This is a genomic window from Ruegeria aquimaris (genome assembly GCF_025751555.1).
GTDB classification, from domain to species: domain Bacteria; phylum Pseudomonadota; class Alphaproteobacteria; order Rhodobacterales; family Rhodobacteraceae; genus Ruegeria_B; species Ruegeria_B aquimaris.
In genome coordinates this window covers 13,612-34,067 of the sequence record NZ_JAOWLB010000026.1, presented here as the reverse complement: position 1 = coordinate 34,067, position 20,456 = coordinate 13,612, and the positions used below count along the sequence as shown (strand labels likewise).

Here is a 20,456-nt window from a genome sequence, read left to right as displayed (position 1 = left end):
CGCGGTCATGAGGATCACCTGTCCGCATTGCGGCGAGCGGGATCACCGCGAATTCTATTACAAGGGTCATGCGCTGGCGCTGGAGCGACCGGCGGCGGATGCGGGCGAAGCGGCCTGGGACGACTACGTGTACCTGCGCGAGAACCCGGCCGGGGTGACCCGCGACCTATGGTATCACGAGGGCGGCTGCGGTGCCTGGGTCGTGGTGACCCGCAGCACCCTGACGCATGAGGTGCTGAGCACCGAACCGGCATCGGAGGCGCGGGCATGAGGATCGAGGGCAAGGGGCTGATCGCGCGCGATCACCGGGTGTCTTTCACCTTTGACGGGGTGCGCTATTCGGGGTTCGAGGGCGATACGCTGGCCTCGGCGCTGTTGGCCAATGACGTGCGGCTGGTGGCACGCTCGTTCAAGTATCACCGGCCGCGCGGCATCCTGACCGCGGGCAGCGAGGAGCCGAACGCGCTGGTGACCATCGGGTCAGGCGGGCGGCAGGATCCCAACGTGCGGGCCACGGTGCAGGAACTCTACGACGGGTTGGAGGCACGTAGCCAGAATCGCTGGCCGTCGCTCGAATTCGACCTGTTGTCGGTCAACAACCTGGCGGCGCCCTTCTTTGGCGCCGGGTTCTATTACAAGACCTTCATGTGGCCGCGCGCCTTCTGGGAGAAGCTTTACGAGCCGATGATCCGCAAGGCCGCTGGTCTGGGGGCGCTGTCGGGTCAGGACAACGCCGACTGCTATGAGCGCGCCTTTGCCTTTTGCGATCTTTTGGTGATCGGGGCGGGGCCTGCGGGGCTGATGGCGGCGCTGGTCGCGGGTCGGGCAGGCGCCGATGTGATCTTGGCCGACGAGGACGCGCGGATGGGTGGGCGTCTATTGGCGGAAACCTATGAGGTCGACGGCAAGCCGGGCCACGTCTGGGTCGAGGAGGTGTTGGCCGAACTGCGCGCAATGGACAATGTGCGACTGATGACGCGGACCACCGTGGCGGGCGCCTATGACCATGGCACCTTTGCCGCGCTGGAGCGGGTGTCGCATCATCGCGCCGACCGGGGCGCGGGCGCGCCGCTGGAATGTTATTGGCGGATCGTGGCCAGGCGCAGCGTGCTGGCGGCTGGCGCGCTGGAGCGACCCGTAGCTTTTCGTGACAACGACCGTCCGGGGATCATGACCGCAGGTGCGGTGCGCGCCTATCTCAACCGCTGGGGCGTGGCGCCGGGCAAGGCCGTCACCGTATTCGGCAACAATGACGATGCCCATCGCACCGTGCGTGATCTGATGGCCGCAGGCGTGCATGTGGCGGCGCTGATCGACAGCCGCCATGACGCGCCCGAGGTCGATGGCGTGCAGATGATCCGGGGCGGCCAGGTCTGTGGCAGCATGGGCGGTCGGGGGCTGGAGGCGATTACCGTACGCCGCACCAGTGGCGAGGAACGCATTCAGACCGATTGTCTGGCGATGTCGGGCGGCTGGAACCCCAGCGTGCACCTGACCTGCCACATGAATGGGCGGCCGGAATGGCGGCGCGACATCGCGTCCTTTGTTCCGGTGCCGGGGGCTGTTCCTGGCCTGCGCGCGGCGGGGGCCTGTAATGGCGCGTTTTCGACCGCGGCCTGCCTGCGCGAAGGCGCCGCCATGGCCGCTGCGGCGCTGGAAGATCTGGGGATCAAGGTGCCGCAGGTCGCGACGCCCGACGCCGAGGATACGCCTTATGCGTTGGAGCCGCTCTGGGCGGTGCCGGGCAAGGGGCGGGCCTGGCTCGATTTCCAGAACGACGTGACGGTCAAGGACGTCAAGCAGGCGGCGGTCGAAAACTTCCGCTCGGTCGAACATATGAAGCGCTATACCACGCAAGGCATGGCGACCGACCAGGGCAAGAACTCGAACGTGGCCGCGCTGGCGGTGCTGGCGGATGCGACCGGGCGGGGTATTCCCGAAACCGGCACCACTACCTTCCGCCCGCCCTATAGCCCGATTGCCATCGCGGCGCTGGGCGCCGGGGCCGAGGGCAAGGGATTTCAGCCGCAACGCTTCACCACCTCGCACGCGGCGACAGTTGCGCGGGGCGCACCGATGATCGAGGCGGGGCTGTGGTATCGCCCCAGCTATTTCCCCAAGCCCGGCGAAACCGACTGGCGGCAAAGCTGTGACCGCGAGGTGGGCTATGTGCGCAACGCGGTGGGGGTGGCCGACGTCTCGACCCTTGGCAAGATCGATATTCAGGGGGCGGATGCAGCGAAGCTCTTGGATTTCGTCTATACCAACATGTTCTCGACGCTGAAGGTGGGCAGGGTCCGCTACGGTCTGATGCTGCGTGAAGACGGCCATGTGATGGATGACGGCACCACCGCAAGGCTGGGCGAGGATCACTTTGTCATGACCACGACCACCGCTGCGGCGGGCGAGGTGATGAAGCATCTGGAGTTCGTCGCTCAAGGTCTCCACCCGGAATGGGATGTGTCGCTGACCTCGGTGACCGAGCAATGGGCGCAGTTCGCGGTGGCCGGTCCCAAGGCGCGTGAGGTGCTGAACGGGGTGCTGGATACGCCACTTGATCCCACGGAGTGGCCGTTCATGTCCTGTGGCGCGGTCTCGGTTCTGGGGGTTGTGGCCCGGCTGTTCCGAATCTCGTTCTCGGGCGAGCAGGGTTACGAGGTCGCGGTGCCGGCGCGCTATGGTGCCAGCCTGTTCGATATCCTGGTCAAACGGGCAGAGGCGCTGGGCGGCGGCCCCTACGGTATGGAGGCGCTTAACGTCTTGCGGATCGAGAAAGGGTTCATCACCCATTCCGAAATCCACGGGCGCACCACCGCCTATGACATCGGCATGGGGGGCATGGTCTCGGCCAAGAAGGATTGCATCGGCAAGACCATGTCTCAACGTCCGGGGCTGGAAGAGCCGGGTCGCGAGTGTCTGGTCGGGTTGAAGCCGGTTGGGCAAGACGGGCGCTTGCTGGCAGGCGCGCATATCTACCGCGAAGAAGCAGAGCCGAAACGGACCAACGATCAGGGCTACATAACCTCGGTCTGCCATTCGCCGACTCTGGGTCATATGATCGGGCTTGCCTTCCTGGCTGACGGTCCGGCGCGGTATGGCGAGATCGTCAAGATGGTCGACGGGTTGCGCGGGGTCACCACGCTGTGCGAGGTGGTGAACCCGATCTTCTTTGACGCAGACGGAGGGCGGATGCGTGGATAATTTGGTTGCGAAATCGCCCTGTGCGGGGCTGTTGCCGTTGACGGTTGGCCGGAGCACCGCGACCGAGGTCGATGCGGGCAAGATGACGATGGTCTCGCCGCGCAAGGGGCATGCCGAGGCTTTGGGCAAGGCGATGCAGTCGGCGCACGGGTTGGGCTTTCCTGCACCAAACAGCGCCGGGACTGCGGGTGAAGTGCGGGCGATCTGGTTTGGCCATTCGAGCGCCTTGCTGATCGGAACGGAGCCGGCCGACGGAGTGCGCGAGGCTGCGGCTCTGGTCGATCAATCCGATGCCTGGGCGGTGGTGCGCCTCGAAGGGGCAGGGGCTGAGGATGTGCTGGCCCGTCTGGTGCCGATCGATCTCCGTCTGGTATCGTTCCCGGTGGGCGCCACCGTGCGCAGCAAGATCGGGCATATGTCGGGATCGGTCACGCGGGTCGGCGAGGATGCCTTTTGGTTGATGGTTTTCCGCTCAATGGCTGAAACGCTGGTGCATGACCTCAAATCGGCCATGGAAGCGGTCGCGGCACGGGGTTAAACTCGGTCGACACTATCGAATCCGGGAGATCGCCGATGTATCGCTATGCCCTTGTCGCCGCGCTGGCGGCTTCGCCGCTGGCGGCGGCCGAGACCAAGCAGCAGAGCTGCCAGTATCAGGCCGACGTGGTGGCGTCGATCCAGCAGGCGCGGCTGGACCGGGTCAAGGAACGGGACGTGCCCGCAGCGGTGGCCGCGACCAATCCGACATGGCCCGCGAACTACAACAACGCAATCCCGCTGATCGCGCCTTGGGTCTATCAGCAAAAGATGGGCGATATTCGCAACAAGGACCTGTCGGCGGCGTGGCTGGAACTCTGCCTCAAGCAGTAAGCCCGCGCCAACAACGCTCTTCTCTGTGGATAAGGCGCGCCGCCCGCTTGGCGCGCCGCCTCGTTTCTGCCATCCTGCCCCCATGTCACTACCCCCCGGATTTCTGGACGAGCTGCGCAGCCGCCTGAGCCTGACCCAGGTTGTCGGGCGCAAGGTCATGTGGGACATGCGCAAGTCGAACCAGGGCAAAGGCGACATGTGGGCACCTTGCCCGTTCCACCATGAAAAGACCGCCTCGTTCCACGTGGATGACCGCAAGGGGTTCTATTACTGCTTTGGCTGCCATGCCAAAGGCGACGCGCTGAAGTTCGTTCAGGAAACCGAGAATGTCGGTTTCATGGAGGCGGTCGAGATTCTGGCGCGCGAGGCGGGCATGCCGATGCCCGCGCGTGATCCCAAGGCGCAGGAGAAGCAGGACCACCGCAGCCAACTGGCCGAGGTGATGGAACAGGCGGCGCAGTTCTTCCGGCTGAACCTGAATGCCGGTGGCGGCGGTGCTGCGCGCGACTACCTGACCCGGCGGGGCCTTGGCGCGCAGGCGCTCGAGCGTTGGGAGATCGGCTATGCCCCTGACGGCTGGCAGGGGTTGTGGGATCACCTGCGTGGCAAGGGCGTGGCAGAGGAGCTGATCATCGGTGCAGGCTTGGCCAAACCCTCGACCAAGGGCGGCAAACCCTATGACACGTTCCGGAACCGGATCATGTTCCCGATCCGCGACGCGCGCGGGCGCTGCATCGCCTTTGGTGGCCGCGCAATGGATCCCAAGGACAATGCCAAATACCTGAACTCGCCCGAAACGCTGCTCTTCGACAAGGGGCGCAGCCTGTTCAACCATGGCCCCGCCCGTACGGCGGCGGGGCAGGGGCAGCCGCTCGTCGTGGCCGAGGGTTACATGGACGTGATCGCGCTCTCCGAGGCGGGCTTTGGCGCGGCGGTTGCGCCCTTGGGCACGGCGGTGACCGAAGAGCAGCTGCATATGCTGTGGCGCATTGCCGACGAGCCGATCATCGCGCTGGATGGCGATACCGCGGGTCTGCGCGCGGCGATGCGGGTGATCGACCTCGCCTTGCCGCTGCTCGAGGCCGGAAAATCGCTGCGCTTTGCGATTATGCCCGAGGGTAAAGACCCAGACGACCTGATCCGCGCCGAAGGACCCGCAGCGATGCAAAGCGTGCTGGATCAGGCCCGGCCCATGGTGCAGCTTCTGTGGCAGCGCGAGACCGAAGGCAGGGTATTCGATAGCCCCGAGCGCAAGGCCGCTCTGGACAAGAGCCTGCGCGAGAAGATCAAGCTGATCCGCGACCCTTCGATCCGGGCGCATTACGGACAAGAGATCAAGGACCTGCGCTGGCAGTTGTTTCGCCCCCAGCGCGCGCCGCGCGCGGCAGGCTGGCAACCTCGCGGCCAAAAGCGAACCGAAAACGCCCCCGCGAGTTCCAGTGCGCGCAGCTCGTTCCTGGCCTCGACCAAGAATGCGGAAATTCAGCTGCGCGAGGCGGCCATCCTGGCCATTGCCATCCTTAACCCCCAGGTGGTGGTGCAGTTCGAGCATCAGCTTGAGGATATGGAGTGCCAGGACCCGGATCACGCAATGCTGCGGCAGGTGGTGCTGCGCCACGCGGTCGACGATCCCGACGGTCTTCGCGATCATATCGAGCGGGTTTTGGGAGGCGAGGCCCTTGAAAACCTGCTCAACCTTCGCCATGTCGCGGTCATTCCCTGTGTGCACAAACCCGGCGATGTCGAAAAGGCCCAGATGACTCTGGCCGAGGAATTCGCAAAAATCAAAGCGCTCCGGGGATACGAAGCCGAAGTTGACGAAGCGCGCGAGGATATTGCCGAGACCGAGGACGAGGCGCTGACATACCGTTTGGCCAAGGCCGCCGAAGCGCGCAACCGCGCCAGCCGCAGCCAGAACGAGGACAAGGCGATCTTCGAAGTGGCGGATAACGGCGCCCGAATCAAGCGCGACGAACGCGAGGCTTTTGCCGCCATCATGGCGGGGATCAACTTTGACCGGAAACGCCGATAAGGCGTTTTCCTAAGGAAGTGGCAAAATAAAACAGGTAAACGGGTGGCCGAATCAATTCTGAGCACTAATGATTCGGCTTAACGAATCGCCCATCCCTGCAGGAGCACTGAATGGCCGCCAAGGACACCGCCGAAGACCAGAAGACCGAAGATCAGGAAGACGAAGTCTCGCTCGACATGAGCCAGGCGCAAGTCAAGAAGATGATCGCCGAGGCCCGTGAACGCGGGTACATCACCTACGATCAGCTGAACCAGGTGCTGCCTCCGGACCAGGTGAACTCGGAACAGATCGAAGATGTGATGTCGATGCTCAGCGAAATGGGCATCAACATCATCGAGGACGAAGAGGCCGAAGAGGAAGAGCAGAAGGGTTCGACCGAACTGGTCACCACCGAGAGCAACCGCGAGGTTACTCTGGCGGGTGCCCAGACCGAAAAGCTCGACCGTACCGATGATCCGGTGCGCATGTACCTGCGCGAGATGGGCTCGGTCGAACTGCTGAGCCGCGAGGGCGAGATTGCCATCGCCAAGCGGATCGAGGCCGGCCGCAACACCATGATCGCTGGGCTTTGCGAAAGCCCGCTGACGTTCCAGGCCATCACCATCTGGCATGACGAACTTCTGTCCGAGGACATCCTGCTGCGCGACGTCATCGACCTGGAGGCGACGTTCGGCAACCAGATGGACGAAGAAGAGGATGAAGAGCCGGTTGTCGATGCGTCGGCTGTGCAGACCTCGAAACCGCAGCGCGACGAGAACCCGGAATATGATGCCGACGGCAATCCGATCTCGCGCGAGGATGACGACGAGGACGACGAGCAGGCCAACATGTCGCTCGCCGCGATGGAAGCCGCGCTCAAGGACAAGGTTCTGACCACGCTCGAGCGGATTTCGTCCGACTATGCGCAACTGTCCGAAATGCAGGACAGCCGGATTTCGGCGACCCTGAACGAGGACGGTTCGTTTTCGGCCGGGGACGAGGATACCTATCAGGCGCTGCGCTCGGAAATCGTAAAGCTCGTCAACGAATTGCATCTGCATAACAACCGGATCGAGGCGCTGATCGACCAGCTCTACGGCATCAACAAGCGGGTGATGTCGATCGACAGTTCGATGGTGAAGCTGGCCGACCAGGCCCGCATCAACCGCCGCGAGTTCATCGACGCCTATCGCGGGCGCGAGCTGGACCCGAACTGGCTGGCCGAAATGGCCGAAAAGCCGGGGCGCGGCTGGCAGATGTTCATCGAACGCTCCTCGGACAAGGTGGAGGAGTTGCGCGCGGACATGGCCCAGGTGGGCCAGTATGTGGGCCTGGATATCTCTGAGTTCCGCCGCATCGTGCAGCAGGTCCAGAAGGGCGAGAAAGAGGCCCGTCAGGCCAAGAAGGAAATGGTCGAGGCCAACCTGCGCCTGGTGATTTCGATTGCCAAGAAATACACCAACCGTGGCCTGCAATTCCTTGATCTTATTCAAGAAGGCAATATCGGCCTGATGAAGGCCGTGGACAAGTTCGAGTATCGCCGCGGTTACAAGTTCTCGACCTATGCGACATGGTGGATCCGTCAGGCAATCACCCGGTCCATCGCGGATCAGGCGCGCACCATCCGTATCCCGGTGCACATGATCGAAACGATCAACAAGCTGGTGCGGACCAGCCGCCAGATGCTGCACGAGATCGGCCGCGAACCGACGCCCGAGGAACTGGCCGAAAAGCTGCAAATGCCGCTGGAGAAGGTTCGCAAGGTGATGAAAATCGCCAAGGAGCCGATCAGCCTCGAAACCCCGATTGGCGACGAGGAAGACAGCCAATTGGGCGATTTCATCGAGGACAAGAACGCCATCCTGCCGCTCGACAGCGCCATTCAGGAAAACCTGAAGGAGACCACGACGCGGGTTCTGGCCAGCCTCACCCCGCGCGAGGAACGCGTGCTGCGGATGCGCTTTGGCATCGGCATGAACACGGATCACACGCTGGAAGAGGTGGGGCAACAGTTCAGCGTCACCCGCGAACGGATCCGCCAGATCGAGGCCAAGGCGCTGAGAAAGCTGAAACATCCCAGTCGCTCGCGCAAGCTGCGCAGTTTTCTGGACGAATGATCGAAAGACGCCCTTCGGGGCGTCTTTTTTCTTGGTGCGTGATTGTCCCGCGAATGGCTCCGGGTTGAGCGACGAACCGCCAAAGCTGCCAGAAATCCGTGAATTGCCCTGTTGATCGCCGCTTGGGCGCACTAAGTTCTCTCTGGTAAGACAAGGATTTCCCAGATGCTCCGCCACGCCTGCTTTCTGACTGCCCTGACTCTGACCGGCCTTTCTACCCAGGCGGATGCCTTGACCACGCGCATGGGGGACCGGGTGCTGCCGGTCAACGACGCGGTGTTCGAGGTGATCCCGCGCGGAAAGCAGCGGGTGGGCGACTTCTGGTGCGCGGCCTCGGAATACGCGCGGCGCGCGCTGGGGGCGGGCTGGAACGACCGGATTTATCTGGTGCGGGGGCGGGGGCCGAGTGTGACCACCGGGCGCAAGACGGCTGTACAATTTTCGTTGACGCCTGAGGCGGTGGGCGTGACGCCGCTGGAAAACGAGCTGACCACTATCCGCACTGGGCTCAAGGTCGGCGACAACATGACCGTCAACCAGGGCAACAGTTATTGCGAGTTCGGTCCGGTGCGGCCCTGACGCGTTGGGCATGGCATGCTGACCGAATTCTCTGTGCCGACCCGGGGGCCGGGCCTTTACGAGGTCACTCGGGAGGTAAGGCGCTGGCTCACCGGACAGGGTGATGGTTTGCTGACGCTGATGGTGCGGCATACCTCCTGCTCTTTGCTGATTCAGGAGAATGCCGACCCCGAGGTACAGACCGATCTGACCGCGTTTTTTGACCGGCTGGTGCCACCCTCCGATCATCCCTCGATGTCCTATCTGCGCCATACCTATGAGGGGCCGGACGACATGCCGGCCCATATCAAGTCCGCTATCATGCCGGTTTCATTGAGTATTCCGGTGCGGGCCGGGGCGCCGATGCTGGGCACCTGGCAGGGCATCTACCTGGTTGAACATCGGCGCGCGCCGCATGACCGCAAGATCGCGGCGCATTTCGCCTGAGCCTGAGGCTGCCAGATCCAGCGCGAGCTAGATATCGTTATCCAACCAGCATCTAGCGTTCCAAAATCAGTGCTACCCAAATCCTAGCATTGGCCCTATAGTTGTGGATAAGTGAGCCGAAGCGCTCATGCGAGAGGCGGAACAAGGGACGAGGAGACGGCGGATGCGCTGCCCGTTTTGCGGAAATATCGACACACAGGTCAAGGACTCGCGTCCGGCGGAAGATCACGTTTCCATTCGCAGGCGGCGGTTTTGCCCGGCATGCGGCGGACGCTTCACCACTTATGAGCGGGTGCAGTTGCGCGATCTGGTGGTGATCAAGACCAGCGGCAAACGCGAGGATTTCGACCGCGACAAGCTGGAACGCTCGATCCGCATCTCGATGCAGAAGCGTCCGATCGACCCCGAGCGGATCGACCAGATGATCTCGGGCATCGTGCGGCGGCTGGAGAGCATGGGCGAAACCGACATCCCGTCGAAGAAGATCGGCGAGATCGTGATGGAGGCCCTGGCCCGGATCGACACCGTGGCCTATGTGCGTTTTGCCAGCGTTTACAAGAACTTCCAGGCCGCAGATGATTTCGAGGAATTTGTCCACGAACTGCGTCCGCCAAACCCGCCCGCCGAAGAGTGACAGGATCTGACGAACGCTACATGGCTCTCGCCCTGTCTCTTGGACGGCGAGAGCAAGGCGCTTGCTGGCCGAACCCGGCGGTGGGCTGTGTCATCGTGTCCGACGGCCGGATCGTGGGGCGCGGCTGGACTCAACAGGGCGGCAGACCCCATGCGGAGACCGTAGCGCTGGCGCAGGCGGGGGCGGCGGCGCGGGGGGCGACGGCATTTGTGACGCTGGAGCCTTGCGCCCATCATGGCAAGACGCCGCCTTGTGCCGAGGCGCTGATCGCGGCGGGGGTGGCGCGGGTGGTCTCGGCCATCGAGGACAGCGACCCGCGGGTTGCTGGCAAGGGCTTTGCGCTGTTGCGCGAGGCCGGTATCGAGGTCACGACTGGCGTTCTGGCCGATGCGGCGGCGCGGGATCTGGCCGGGTTCTTTCTGAAAACCGAACAGGGACGGCCCTGGATCACCCTGAAAATGGCGTCGAGTTTCGATGGGCGCAGCGCCACTGCGACCGGAGAAAGTAAATGGATAACAGGGTCTTATGCGCGAAAGCTCGTGCATGCTATGCGGGCGCGGCACGACGCGGTTATGGTGGGCGCGGGAACCGCGCGGGCGGATGATCCCTCGCTGACGGTACGCGACCTGGGTATCGCGCGGCAGCCGGTGCGGATCGTCGTATCGCGCTATCTGGACCTGCCATTGATGAGTCAGCTTGCCCGCACCGCGAGGCAGGTGCCGGTCTGGCTGTGCCATGGTCCGGGGGTCGATCCCGACCGCGGCAAAGCCTGGGAGAGCACCGGCGCCGAGCTGATCCCATGTGCAGTTTCCGGTATGCAAATCAGTGGGTTAGATCTTGTTCAGCAACTGGGTGCGCGCGGTTTGACGCGGGTGTTCTGCGAGGGTGGATCGGCGCTGGCCGCGTCGCTTCTGGCCGAGGATCTGGTGGATGAGCTGGTCGGGTTCACCGCCGGGGTGGCGATTGGTGCCGAGGGCCTGCCTGCGATTGGCGCCATGGGGCTTGAACGCCTGGCGGAGGCGCCCCGGTTCCGGCTGATAGAGATGGAAAATGTCGGCGGCGACGTTCTGCACCGGTGGGGCCGCGCCTGACGGTTTGTCCTTTGTTTTGACCGTTTTGTACCGCCCCGAAAGGGGCGATTGACCGTTTTGTACAGGGTATTCCGGCCCGTTTTCAGGGCCCGCGCGGCCTGCGGCTAGGCCCGGCTGCCCATCAGGATGGACCTGGCGCGCTGGTCCAGCTTTGGCGAGTTGATGTCGTAGCGGCCGACCTTGCGCATCGCCTCCATCAGTGGCGGCGTCTCGCTGAGGTAACGCCAGACGACCGGTGAGGTGAAGGGGGTGCGCTGGCGGCTGGTGATGCCAAAGGTGGTGCCGCGCAGATATTGCAGCTGGCCGCGCCCGACCGGGTAGAGAACCGTTTCGACCAGCGCGTCGCGCGCCAGCGTCTGGTATTCCATCACAAAGATCCGGTTGCCGAGGGTCGCGGCCCGGCCATCGTATTTCGACAGGTAGATGGTGCCGTCCTCGGGGTCGACCGACCGCTCCAGCGAACGGCTGCGGACCATGCCATCGAACTCGTCCAGCCGGACCAGCGCGCAGATGATGGAATTCTCCCAGCTCTCGGTCAGGAAGTAGCTGAGATAGAACCCGAGGTAGCGGCGCAGTGTCAGGGTCTGGCCGCGAAAGGCGGATTCGAAACTGGGCCGGCCCGGTTGCAGCTGCCGAACCCCGGCCAGCTTGCCCGCGACCGAAGGGTGGGCTTCGAACTCGGTTGCGGGCAACAGGAACTCGGCGGGACGGACGCCGAAATGCACCGCGATCTTTCGCATGTTTGCGGGCGAGGGGTGGGCCACGCCGCTGAGGTATTTGTTGAACTGTTGCCGGTTCACGCCGATCTGGCGGCAGAGTGCCGAGACCGAAGCCTGGGTCGAACACAAGAGTTTGAGATTCGCCGAAAAGTCGCCCGTGTCCATAAAGGGAGTCTCCAACATGAAGTTTGCGCCAGATTATGGCGCTGTATTGAGTTCAGGTAGCTTAAAATTGCTTCATGTCGCGCCAGTCTGCTCAATTGCGCGGGCGGCCGGCATGGCCTTTGCTTTCTGTCAATAGGGGCGCCTGTCCGGCGCGATTTCTTGACAGGGAGACGAGAAATGAACGGAGCCAATATTTCGTGGACACGTGTGGGTTTGCCCCGCCGGTCCTTTCTGAGGGGCGCAAGCGCGCTGGGTGGCCTGGCGGCGGCGGGGCTGTTGCCCGCGCGTTGGGCGCAGGCGGCGGGCGGGACGCTCAGAACCCGCACCTATGCCGATATCCGTTCGATGGACCCGGCATTTAGCCAGGGGGTGGTGGACGAAGAGATCCACGCCGCGATCTACAATAAGCTGATCCAGTACAAGCCGGGCCGCGAATGGGGCTGGCAGCTGGATGCCGCCGCGATGATCGAACAGGCGGACGACACCCATATCAACTTTGCCCTGCGCGACGATATCGGGTTCACCAATGGGTTTGGCGCGATGACCGCCGAGGACGTGAAATTCTCGTTCGAGCGGATCATCGACGACGCGCTGGAATCGACCAACAAGCCCGACTGGGGGCCGCTCAGCCATGTCGAGGTGACGGGCGAGCGGACCGGCACCATCGTGCTGAAGAACGCGTTCCAGCCGCTGTGGTCGATCACGCTGCCCTATATCGCGGGAAATATCGTGTCCAAGGCCGCGTTTGACAGTGTCGGCGGCAAGATCGACACCCAGCCGGTGGCGACCTCGGGTCCCTATCTGCATGCGGGCTGGGAGCCGAAGCAAAAGACCACACTGCGCCGCAACCCGGACTGGAAAGGTGAGGCGGCAGCCTTTGACGAAATCCAGATCTATCACATCGACGATGAGAAGGCCGCCGAGATCGCGTTCGAGGCGGGCGAGATCGACTTTACCCGCGTCAGCCTGGACAGTGTCGAGCGGCTGAAATCGAACCCGATCGCGGGGGCGACGTTGGAGGAGTTTCCATCGCTCTACTATGTCTGGGTCGGCATGAACCTCGATAATCCCAAACTGGGCAACCTGAAACTGCGTCAGGCGATCCAGCATGCGATCGACGTGCCGACGATCATGGCGGCGGCCTATTTCGGGGCGGCGGAACCGTCGACAGGGATCATCGCGCCGGGTCTGGCGGGGCATCGCGATGCGCCGCTGACCGGTGTGGCAGCGGATCTGGACAAGGCGCAGGCGCTGATGGCCGAGTCCGGCGAGGCCGGGGTTTCGCTGGCCATCGACGTGCTGAACAAATCGGCCAACGTGACGGCGGCGCAGATCATCCAGGCCAATCTGGCGGCCATCGGCATCACGCTGGAAATCCGCCTGCACGAGGGCGCGACCTTCTGGGAGCTGGGCTCGAACGAGGATCTGGAGCTGGTGCTGAACCGCTATTCGATGACCCCGGACCCGTATTACGCGACCTCGTGGTTCATCACCGAGCAGGCGGGTGTGTGGAACTGGGAGCGGTTCCGCTCGGAAGAGTTCGACAAGCTGCATCTGGCGGCGCAGTCCGAGGGCGACCCGGCCGCGCGCGCGGCGATGTATGCCCGCGCCCAGGACCTGATGGAGGAAAGCGGCGCCTACAAGTTCCTGACCCACGAGGCAACGCCGGTGATCTATCGCAACAGTGTCACCCCGGCGCTGCGTCCCGATGGGCTGCCGCTTTACCGCTATTTCGGTACGGCCTGAGACCTCTCCCTGAGGCCTTTGGGGGCGCAGGTCTGATCTGTGCCCCCTCCTTTTCCCTGAAAGACGGGGTACCCCATGCTGTCCTTCATCTTCAAACGGATCGGGCTGGCGGCGGTGATCACGATTCTGGCCGTGTCCTCGCTGTTCCTGATCGTGCACATGATCCCGGGCGATCCGGTGTCCACCATGCTAGGGCCGCGCGCCACGCCCGAGATGCGCGCGGCACTTGAGGCGCGGATGGGGCTGGACAAGCCGCTGATCGCGCAGATCGGGCTGTTCTTTGCAAACATGCTGCGCGGCGATCTGGGGATGGATGTGTTTTCCAACCGGCCGGTGAGCGAAATCGTGCTGGGGCAGGTGCCTTATACGCTGGTGCTGATCCTCGTTTCGATCACCTGGTCGGCGGTGTTGGGGATCGCGCTGGGCTCTTACTCGGCCATCCATCGGAATTCGCTGGGCGACCGGTTGACCGGGATCCTGTCGGTCTCGGTGATCGCGGTGCCCGCCTTTGTGGTGTCGCTCTACTCGCTGCTGATCTTCGCGGTGAAGCTGCAATGGTTTCCGGCCATCGGTGCGGGGGATGCGGGGAATTGGGGCGACCAGTTGCATCACCTGGTGCTGCCGAGCCTTGCCATCGGGCTGAGCTGGGTCGGCTATATCGCGCGTCTGGTGCGGGCCTCGATGCTGGAAGTGATGGGCGAGGGGCATATTCGCACCGCGCGCGCCTTTGGCCTGCCCGAGCGGCAGATCGTCTTTGGCTATGCGCTGCGGCTGGCGATCCTGCCCACGGTCACGGTGATCGGGGTCGGCATGGGGTTTCTGCTGTCGGCGGCGGTGTTCACCGAGATCGTGTTCTCGCGCCCCGGGCTGGGCAAGCTGGTGATCGACAGCATCACAACCCGCAACTACCCGGTGGTGATGGGATCGGTCCTGTTCTCGACCCTGATCTTTGTCGCCTCGACCACGCTGGCCGATATCGTCAACGCAATCCTGGATCCGCGGATCCGGGCCGGGAAATGAGGGAACGGACATGACCGACGCAAGTTTGCCCAAACCCCGGTCCGAATTGGGAGAGATCCTGTATCATCTGGTGCGCGATCCGCTGGGGCTGGCCGGGTTGATCATCGTGCTGGCGATCCTGGCCTCGGCGGTGCTGGCGCCCTGGATCGCGCCTTATGACCCTGTCGCGCTCAACGTACCCGACCGGTTGCAGGGGCCGAGTGCGGCGCATCTGATGGGCACCGACCAGCTGGGGCGCGATACGTTCTCGCGAGTAATCTGGGGCGGACGCGTGGCCTTGCAGGTGGCGCTGCCGACCATCGGCGGGGCGATATTCTTTGGACTGCTCCTGGGGATGATCGCGGGCTATGGGCCGCGATGGCTGGACAACCTGATCGTGCTTTTGTTCGACACCATCCGGTCATTTCCAACCGTGATGTTCGCGCTGGCGGTGGTGGCGCTGGTGGGGCCGAGCCTGAATACCGTCATTCTGGTGATCATGGTGACCTCGATCCCGACCTATGGCCGGGTGGTACGGACGCTGACGCAATCGCTGCGCGAGGCCGAGTTCATCACCGCCGAGCGGGCGCTGGGCGCCTCGACCGCGCGGATCATGGGCGTGCATCTGCTGCCCAACGTGCTGGGCCCGCTGGCGGTGCTGGCGGCGATGGATATCCCCACGGTGGTGGGGCTGGAGGCGGGTCTGTCCTTTCTCGGCATGGGGGTGAAGCCGCCGACGCCGTCCTGGGGTTCGCTCTTGAACGATGGCTACAACCTGATCCGCAACACACCCTGGCTGATCATCGCGGGGGGCATCCCGCTCATTCTGACCACGGTCGGCTTCACCTTTCTGGGCGAGGCGTTGCGGGATGTGGTCGATCCGAAACTGCGCGGCAAGGGGGGCAAGTGATGGCGGTTCTGGACATTCGTGGCCTGTCGGTTGGATACAGCACGCCGCGCGGCGAGTTGCGGGCCTTGCGCGACGTGTCGATGATGGTGCCCGAGGGCAAGATCGTGGGGATCGTGGGGGAGTCGGGCTGTGGCAAGTCCACGCTGATCTCGGCGATCATCCGGCTGATGGCACCCAATGCGCGGGTCGGTGCGGGCGAGGTGCGGTTTCAGGGGCGTGACCTGCTGGCCGAGACCGAGGCGCAGATGCGCGCGCTGCGGGGGACGCAGATCTCGATGGTGTTTCAGGATCCGATGCAGACCCACAACCCTGTTCTGACCGTGGGGCGGCAGATGATGGACATCCAGTACCGCGAGCGGCTGAGCCGGGCCGAGAAGCGGCAGCGCGCCGAACGGATGCTGGCGCTGGTGGGCATTCCTGACCCTGAGGCGCGGCTGAACCAGTATCCGTTCGAGTTTTCGGGCGGGATGCGGCAGCGGATCGCCATTGCTATGGCGCTGATGGCGAAACCGGCACTGTTGATCGCGGATGAGCCGACCACGGCACTGGATGCGACGCTGGAGGTGCAAATCATCAAGCGGCTGCGGGAGTTGCAGGACGAGATCGGATGCGGCGTTCTGTTCATCTCGCACCATCTGGGGGTGATTGCCGAGCTTTGTGACGAGGTGGTGGTGATGTATGCGGGCGAGGTGGTGGAGACCGGTTCGGTGCGCGATGTGTTCCATGCCCCGGCGCATCCCTATACGCGGGCGCTGCTGGAGTGCGATCCGGGCCATATCAAGGTGAAGACCCGGGCGTTGCCGACCATTCCCGGCAACATCCCCGATCTGGTCAACCTGCCGGGCGGCTGCATCTTTGCCGACCGCTGCGAGAGGCGCCATGCGGCCTGTGCCGCGCGCCCGACGATGGCCCTGGCTGGAGACGGCCACCGCGCCGCCTGTCACCTGATCACGGAAAGGGAAACCGCATGAACGCGCTGCTTGAGATCCGCGATGTCGTGGTGCGGTTCCGGGTCAGGGGCGCTGTGTTCTCCTCGGCCGGGAGCATTGATGCTGTGTCGGGCGTCAGCCTGAATGTCGAGGAGGGCAAGACCTATGGCATCGTTGGCGAGAGCGGCTCGGGTAAGACCACGCTGGCGCGCGCGGTGGCGGGGCTGCACCATGCCAGCGAAGGCTCGATCCTCTATCGCGGGCAGGAGTTGCGCGGGCTGGCCGAGGGCGCGTTCCGGCCGCTGCGGCGCGAGATCGTGATGATGTTCCAGGATCCGATCGGCTCGCTGTCGCCGCGATTGTCGGTCAAGTCTCTGATCACCGAGCCGTTCCGTATCCAGGGGATGCGCGAGCGCGATCTGGATGCGGAGGCGCGGCGATTGTTGGCCATGGTCGGCCTGCCGCCGGAGTTTGCGGCGCGCTATCCCTATCAGATCTCGGGCGGGCAGGCACGTCGCGTGGGCGTGGCGCGGGCGCTGGCGCTGAGCCCGAAACTGCTGATCGCGGACGAGCCGACGGCGGGACTCGATGTGTCGATCCAGGGCGAGATGCTGAACCTGCTGGCCCGGCTTCAGGACGAGCTGGGGCTGGCGATCATGATCATCACCCACAACCTGAACGTGGTGCGCCATATCACCGACCGGGTGGGGATCATGTACCTGGGCAAGCTGGTTGAGGAGGGCGAGACCGAGGCGGTATTCGCCAAGCCGCAGCACCCCTATACGCTCGCGTTGTTGGCGGCGAACCCGGAACCGGACCCCGACGCGCAGCTGATGCGGGTCGAGTTGCAGGGCGAGCCGCCGAGCATCCTGCGGCGGCCGAAGGGCTGCGAGTTTCACACCCGTTGCCCGTTTGCGCAGCCGCGCTGCGCGACCGAGGTGCCGCGCTGGCAGGCGGCGAAGGGCGGGGCGCATCGGTGCCATTTCCCGGCGGGCTGGGACACAGCGGCGGCCGCGTCATGACCGGGGTGATCTTTGCCGGTGGCCCGATCCTGAGCATGGATGCCAGCGATACCCGGCCCGAAGCGGTGGCGATCCGGGGCGACCGGATCGTTGCCACCGGGTCGCTGGAGGCGCTGCGCCGCAGCCTGCCCGAGGCGGTGCAACACGATCTGGCCGGGCGCACGTTGCTGCCGGCGTTCATCGATCCGCACGGGCATTTCCCGGATTCGGCGATGGTGCGCCTGTTGCGGGCCGATTTGTCCGAAAGCGTCGATCTGGCGGAGGTGTTTCACCGGCTCGCGGCCCGGGTGGCGCGGACACCGGTGGGCGACTGGGTGATGGGCGCGGCGCTGGACGAAAGCCGGCTGGCCGAGCGGCGGTTGCCGACGCGCGACGAGCTGGACACGGTGTCGCGCGACCACCCGATCTGGGTCATCCATGCCTCGGGCCATTGCGGGGCGGCCAATTCGGCGGCGCTGATGCGGCAGGGGATCGGCGAGGGCACACCCGACCCCGAGGGCGGGCGGTACCTGCGCGACGGGTCCGGGCGTCTGACCGGCGGGATCGAGGGCCTGTCGGCGATGGGCGAGATGGGGGATACGCATTTCCTGCTGGATGCGGATGCCTTCGCGCGCAGTTTCGCGGCGGCGCGGGCGGAGTACCTGGCGCAGGGGGTGACGCTGGCGCAGAATGCCTGGACGGCTTTACCGCTCTTGGAGCTTTTTGCCGGTGTGGCTGCGGGCGGCGATCCGGGGATCGACCTGATCCTGCTGCCGGTGGCCGAGATCGAGCCCGCGTTTTCGCGTGAAGGGCTGGGCGCGCAGTGGCCGGGCAACGGGGCGATTGCGCTGGGGCCGCGCAAGCTGCTGGCGGATGGGTCTTTCCTGATGCGCACCGCGCTTTTGACCGAGCCGTATCTGGGCAGCGACGAGTACGGGCTGGCCTATATCGACCGCGATGCCCTGATGGCCGAGGTGTGCAGGCTGCACCGGCTGGGGTTCCAGATCCATACCCATTGCAATGGCGATGCGGCCTCGGACATGTTCCTGGATGCGGTGGCGGCGGCGCTGGCCGAGCATCCGCGCGCCGATCACCGGCACACGATCATCCACGGCCAGGTGATGCGGCGCGACCAGCTGGCGCGCTGTGTCGCGCTGGGTGTGACGGTGAGCTTCTTTCCGGCGCATGTCGAGGTCTGGGGCGACCAGCATCACGACGAGATCCTAGGGCCCGCGCGGGCAGTGCATATCTCTCCCACCGGGTGGGCCAAGGCGGAAGGGGTGCGGTTCACCATCCATAACGACGCTTCGGTGACGCCGACGCGGCCCTTGCGGCTGGTCGAGACGACGGTCAATCGGCGCAGCCGGTCGGGCCGGGTGCTGGGGCCGGAACAGCGGGTGGATGTGATGACCGCGCTGCGGGCCCACACGATCGACGCCGCCTGGCAGGTGTTCCGCGAGCACGAGCGCGGCTCGATCGAGGTGGGCAAGCTGGCGGATCTGGTCATTCTGGACGATAACCCGTTGGAACGGCCCGAAACCATTGGTGCGATCGGGGTCAGCGAAACATGGCGGCGGGGGGAGCGGGTGTACCTGTGCCACCGGCCAAAGGTTGGAGAACCGGCGTGAGCTATGCAATCTATGTGGGACGGAACCACAGCCGGACGGGGCATGCCTGGCTGGCAGGCTATGGCGATGAACCATCGTCGCACTGGCTGGAGATCGTGCCGGCCGCCGATCACCCGGAGGGCGCGACCATCGAGGTGGGCGTCGGGCCGGGCGCCGACATGCCGGGGCAGCGCATCGCGGTGCCGCAGGCGGCGCAAACGCTGCGCCATATGCGGGTGAGCTATTCCTATTACCTGGGCGTTCCGGCGCCAATCACCAATGGCGGGGTTAACGCAGCGGGCGTTGCGGTGCGCGATGTCTGGTCGACCTCGCGGGCCGAACTGCGCGAGATGACGCCCCGGGACCAGCGCGGGTTCACCTATAGCGATCTGGCGCGCACGGTGCTGGAGCGCGCCACCAGCGCGCGTGGGGCGGTAGAACTCTGTGCGGCGCTGATCGCGGAACATGGCGAGGCCAGCTATGGCGGCAACTCGCATCTCTTTGCCGATGCCGACGAGGCCTGGGTGATGATCCAGTTCGCGGGCGGGCAGGGGCTGTGGGTGGCCGAGCGGCTGGGGCCCGACAGCATACGCGCCTCGCGCCCGGGTTATGTGTTGGAGGTGCCGGTGCATGAACCCGCTCACCCAGATTTCCTGTGGTCGCCGAATTTTGTCAGCTTTGCGCGTGAGCAGGGTTGGTACGACCAGGGGCCGTTTGATGCAAATGCGATCTATGGCGACGGCAAGGGGCGTTGGGAGGGTATCCGCTGGATCGAGGCGGAGATGCAGGCACGCGCCGTCCGGCCCGAGAAGATCGGGCTGGAGGATATGATCTGGGCCGTCCGCACCGAGAGATTGACCGGGGACACGGCGGGATACGGCCAGGTGGTGCCGCTGGTGCGTACAGCAAACCCCGGGCTGGTGCCTATGTGGCACGCTGCCTGCGGCGCGCTGGCGGCGCCGTTTTCGCCGGTGTTCCTGGGGCAGGAAAGTATCCCGGCGGAATTCGGGCCGCACCGCTATCTGACCACGGGCGAGTCGCATCGGTTCATGGACCTGCGCAAGGCGGTGAGCGGCGGCAGGGACACGGTATCGCTGGTGCCGCAGCGGCATGAGACCACGGTCGGGGCGTTCCAGGACTGCAAGCGGTTGATGTACCTGATGCAGTTGACAGGTGAAGGTGCGCTGGCGCCGGTGCACGGCGCCTTTGCCCGCCGCGAGGCGCGTCTAGACGCGTTGGTCGCGGCGCATCTGAAGGTGGCGGAACTGGCTGTGGAGGGCGGTTGCGCGGCAGAGGTTATGAAGGTCCTTGAGAGCTTTGCCAACAATGAACTGAGCGCCGCGCTGGCGCTGGTGCGCGATCTGGCGGCGGGGCTGGCGGCACAACTGACGGACGTGGGGCCGCACCCGGCGCCCGACCGTCCGGCGGGGTTCGGGCAGATCTGGTGACCG

18 protein-coding genes are annotated in these 20,456 nt (G+C 64.7%); 17 read left to right on the top strand and 1 reads right to left on the bottom strand.

Annotated elements, in window-relative coordinates; all coding sequences use genetic code 11:
• Window positions 1–7: 7 nt before the first annotated feature.
• The 10 genes from OE747_RS22145 to ribD all read left to right on the top strand — a co-directional run bounded on the left by OE747_RS22145 (window position 8) and on the right by ribD (window position 10,929).
• Window positions 8–271, top strand: a complete 264-nt coding sequence (locus OE747_RS22145) for a sarcosine oxidase subunit delta (protein WP_263830641.1) — start codon at window positions 8–10, stop codon at window positions 269–271.
• Entirely contained in the window at window positions 268–3,201 is a 2,934-nt protein-coding gene (locus OE747_RS22140; protein WP_263830640.1) for a sarcosine oxidase subunit alpha family protein, read from the top strand. The genes OE747_RS22145 and OE747_RS22140 overlap by 4 nt, the downstream gene beginning before the upstream one ends.
• Window positions 3,194–3,739 (top strand): sarcosine oxidase subunit gamma, encoded by a 546-nt coding sequence (locus OE747_RS22135; RefSeq protein ID WP_263830639.1) that lies wholly within the window; start codon window positions 3,194–3,196, stop codon window positions 3,737–3,739. Before OE747_RS22140 ends, OE747_RS22135 begins: the two co-directional genes overlap by 8 nt.
• Before the next feature lie 35 nt (window positions 3,740–3,774).
• Window positions 3,775–4,071: a hypothetical protein gene (locus OE747_RS22130; RefSeq protein WP_263830638.1), complete on the top strand. Its 297-nt coding sequence runs from the start codon at window positions 3,775–3,777 to the stop codon at window positions 4,069–4,071.
• Between the two features lie 82 nt (window positions 4,072–4,153).
• Window positions 4,154–6,103, top strand: a complete 1,950-nt coding sequence (dnaG, locus tag OE747_RS22125) for a DNA primase (RefSeq protein WP_263830637.1) — start codon at window positions 4,154–4,156, stop codon at window positions 6,101–6,103.
• A 110-nt stretch (window positions 6,104–6,213) separates the two neighbouring features.
• On the top strand, window positions 6,214–8,199 hold the full coding sequence (rpoD, locus tag OE747_RS22120) for an RNA polymerase sigma factor RpoD (RefSeq protein ID WP_263830636.1): 1,986 nt from the start codon (window positions 6,214–6,216) through the stop codon (window positions 8,197–8,199).
• A 165-nt stretch (window positions 8,200–8,364) separates the two neighbouring features.
• Window positions 8,365–8,778 (top strand): hypothetical protein, encoded by a 414-nt coding sequence (locus OE747_RS22115; protein WP_263830635.1) that lies wholly within the window; start codon window positions 8,365–8,367, stop codon window positions 8,776–8,778.
• 15 nt (window positions 8,779–8,793) lie between these two features.
• Entirely contained in the window at window positions 8,794–9,204 is a 411-nt protein-coding gene (locus OE747_RS22110; RefSeq protein ID WP_263830634.1) for a secondary thiamine-phosphate synthase enzyme YjbQ, read from the top strand.
• Between the two features lie 163 nt (window positions 9,205–9,367).
• A complete protein-coding gene (nrdR, locus tag OE747_RS22105; RefSeq protein WP_263388054.1) occupies window positions 9,368–9,838 on the top strand; it encodes a transcriptional regulator NrdR in 471 nt (156 codons plus the stop codon).
• Window positions 9,835–10,929: a bifunctional diaminohydroxyphosphoribosylaminopyrimidine deaminase/5-amino-6-(5-phosphoribosylamino)uracil reductase RibD gene (gene ribD, locus OE747_RS22100; protein WP_263830633.1), complete on the top strand. Its 1,095-nt coding sequence runs from the start codon at window positions 9,835–9,837 to the stop codon at window positions 10,927–10,929. The genes nrdR and ribD overlap by 4 nt, the downstream gene beginning before the upstream one ends.
• A gap of 104 nt (window positions 10,930–11,033) precedes the next feature.
• Here ribD and OE747_RS22095 read toward each other — a convergent pair whose 3' ends face one another.
• Complete coding sequence (locus OE747_RS22095; protein WP_263830632.1) at window positions 11,034–11,813, bottom strand: helix-turn-helix domain-containing protein; 780 nt, start codon at window positions 11,811–11,813, stop codon at window positions 11,034–11,036.
• A 177-nt stretch (window positions 11,814–11,990) separates the two neighbouring features.
• Between OE747_RS22095 and OE747_RS22090 the strand changes: the two genes are divergently transcribed.
• The 7 genes from OE747_RS22090 (at window position 11,991) to OE747_RS22060 (ending at window position 20,453) form a co-directional block, all read left to right on the top strand.
• The gene (locus OE747_RS22090) at window positions 11,991–13,559 is read left to right on the top strand and encodes an ABC transporter substrate-binding protein (RefSeq protein ID WP_263830631.1); all 1,569 of its coding nucleotides are present in this window, start codon (window positions 11,991–11,993) and stop codon (window positions 13,557–13,559) included.
• Window positions 13,560–13,634: 75 nt separating this feature from the next.
• Window positions 13,635–14,579 (top strand): ABC transporter permease, encoded by a 945-nt coding sequence (locus OE747_RS22085; RefSeq protein WP_263830630.1) that lies wholly within the window; start codon window positions 13,635–13,637, stop codon window positions 14,577–14,579.
• A gap of 10 nt (window positions 14,580–14,589) precedes the next feature.
• On the top strand, window positions 14,590–15,468 hold the full coding sequence (locus OE747_RS22080; protein ID WP_263830629.1) for an ABC transporter permease: 879 nt from the start codon (window positions 14,590–14,592) through the stop codon (window positions 15,466–15,468).
• Complete coding sequence (locus tag OE747_RS22075; RefSeq protein WP_263830628.1) at window positions 15,468–16,439, top strand: ABC transporter ATP-binding protein; 972 nt, start codon at window positions 15,468–15,470, stop codon at window positions 16,437–16,439. Before OE747_RS22080 ends, OE747_RS22075 begins: the two co-directional genes overlap by 1 nt.
• Complete coding sequence (locus OE747_RS22070; RefSeq protein ID WP_263830627.1) at window positions 16,436–17,419, top strand: oligopeptide/dipeptide ABC transporter ATP-binding protein; 984 nt, start codon at window positions 16,436–16,438, stop codon at window positions 17,417–17,419. Before OE747_RS22075 ends, OE747_RS22070 begins: the two co-directional genes overlap by 4 nt.
• Window positions 17,416–19,026: an amidohydrolase gene (locus OE747_RS22065; protein WP_263830626.1), complete on the top strand. Its 1,611-nt coding sequence runs from the start codon at window positions 17,416–17,418 to the stop codon at window positions 19,024–19,026. Before OE747_RS22070 ends, OE747_RS22065 begins: the two co-directional genes overlap by 4 nt.
• The gene (locus OE747_RS22060; protein WP_263830625.1) at window positions 19,023–20,453 is read left to right on the top strand and encodes a C69 family dipeptidase; all 1,431 of its coding nucleotides are present in this window, start codon (window positions 19,023–19,025) and stop codon (window positions 20,451–20,453) included. Before OE747_RS22065 ends, OE747_RS22060 begins: the two co-directional genes overlap by 4 nt.
• Window positions 20,454–20,456: the final 3 nt, after the last annotated feature.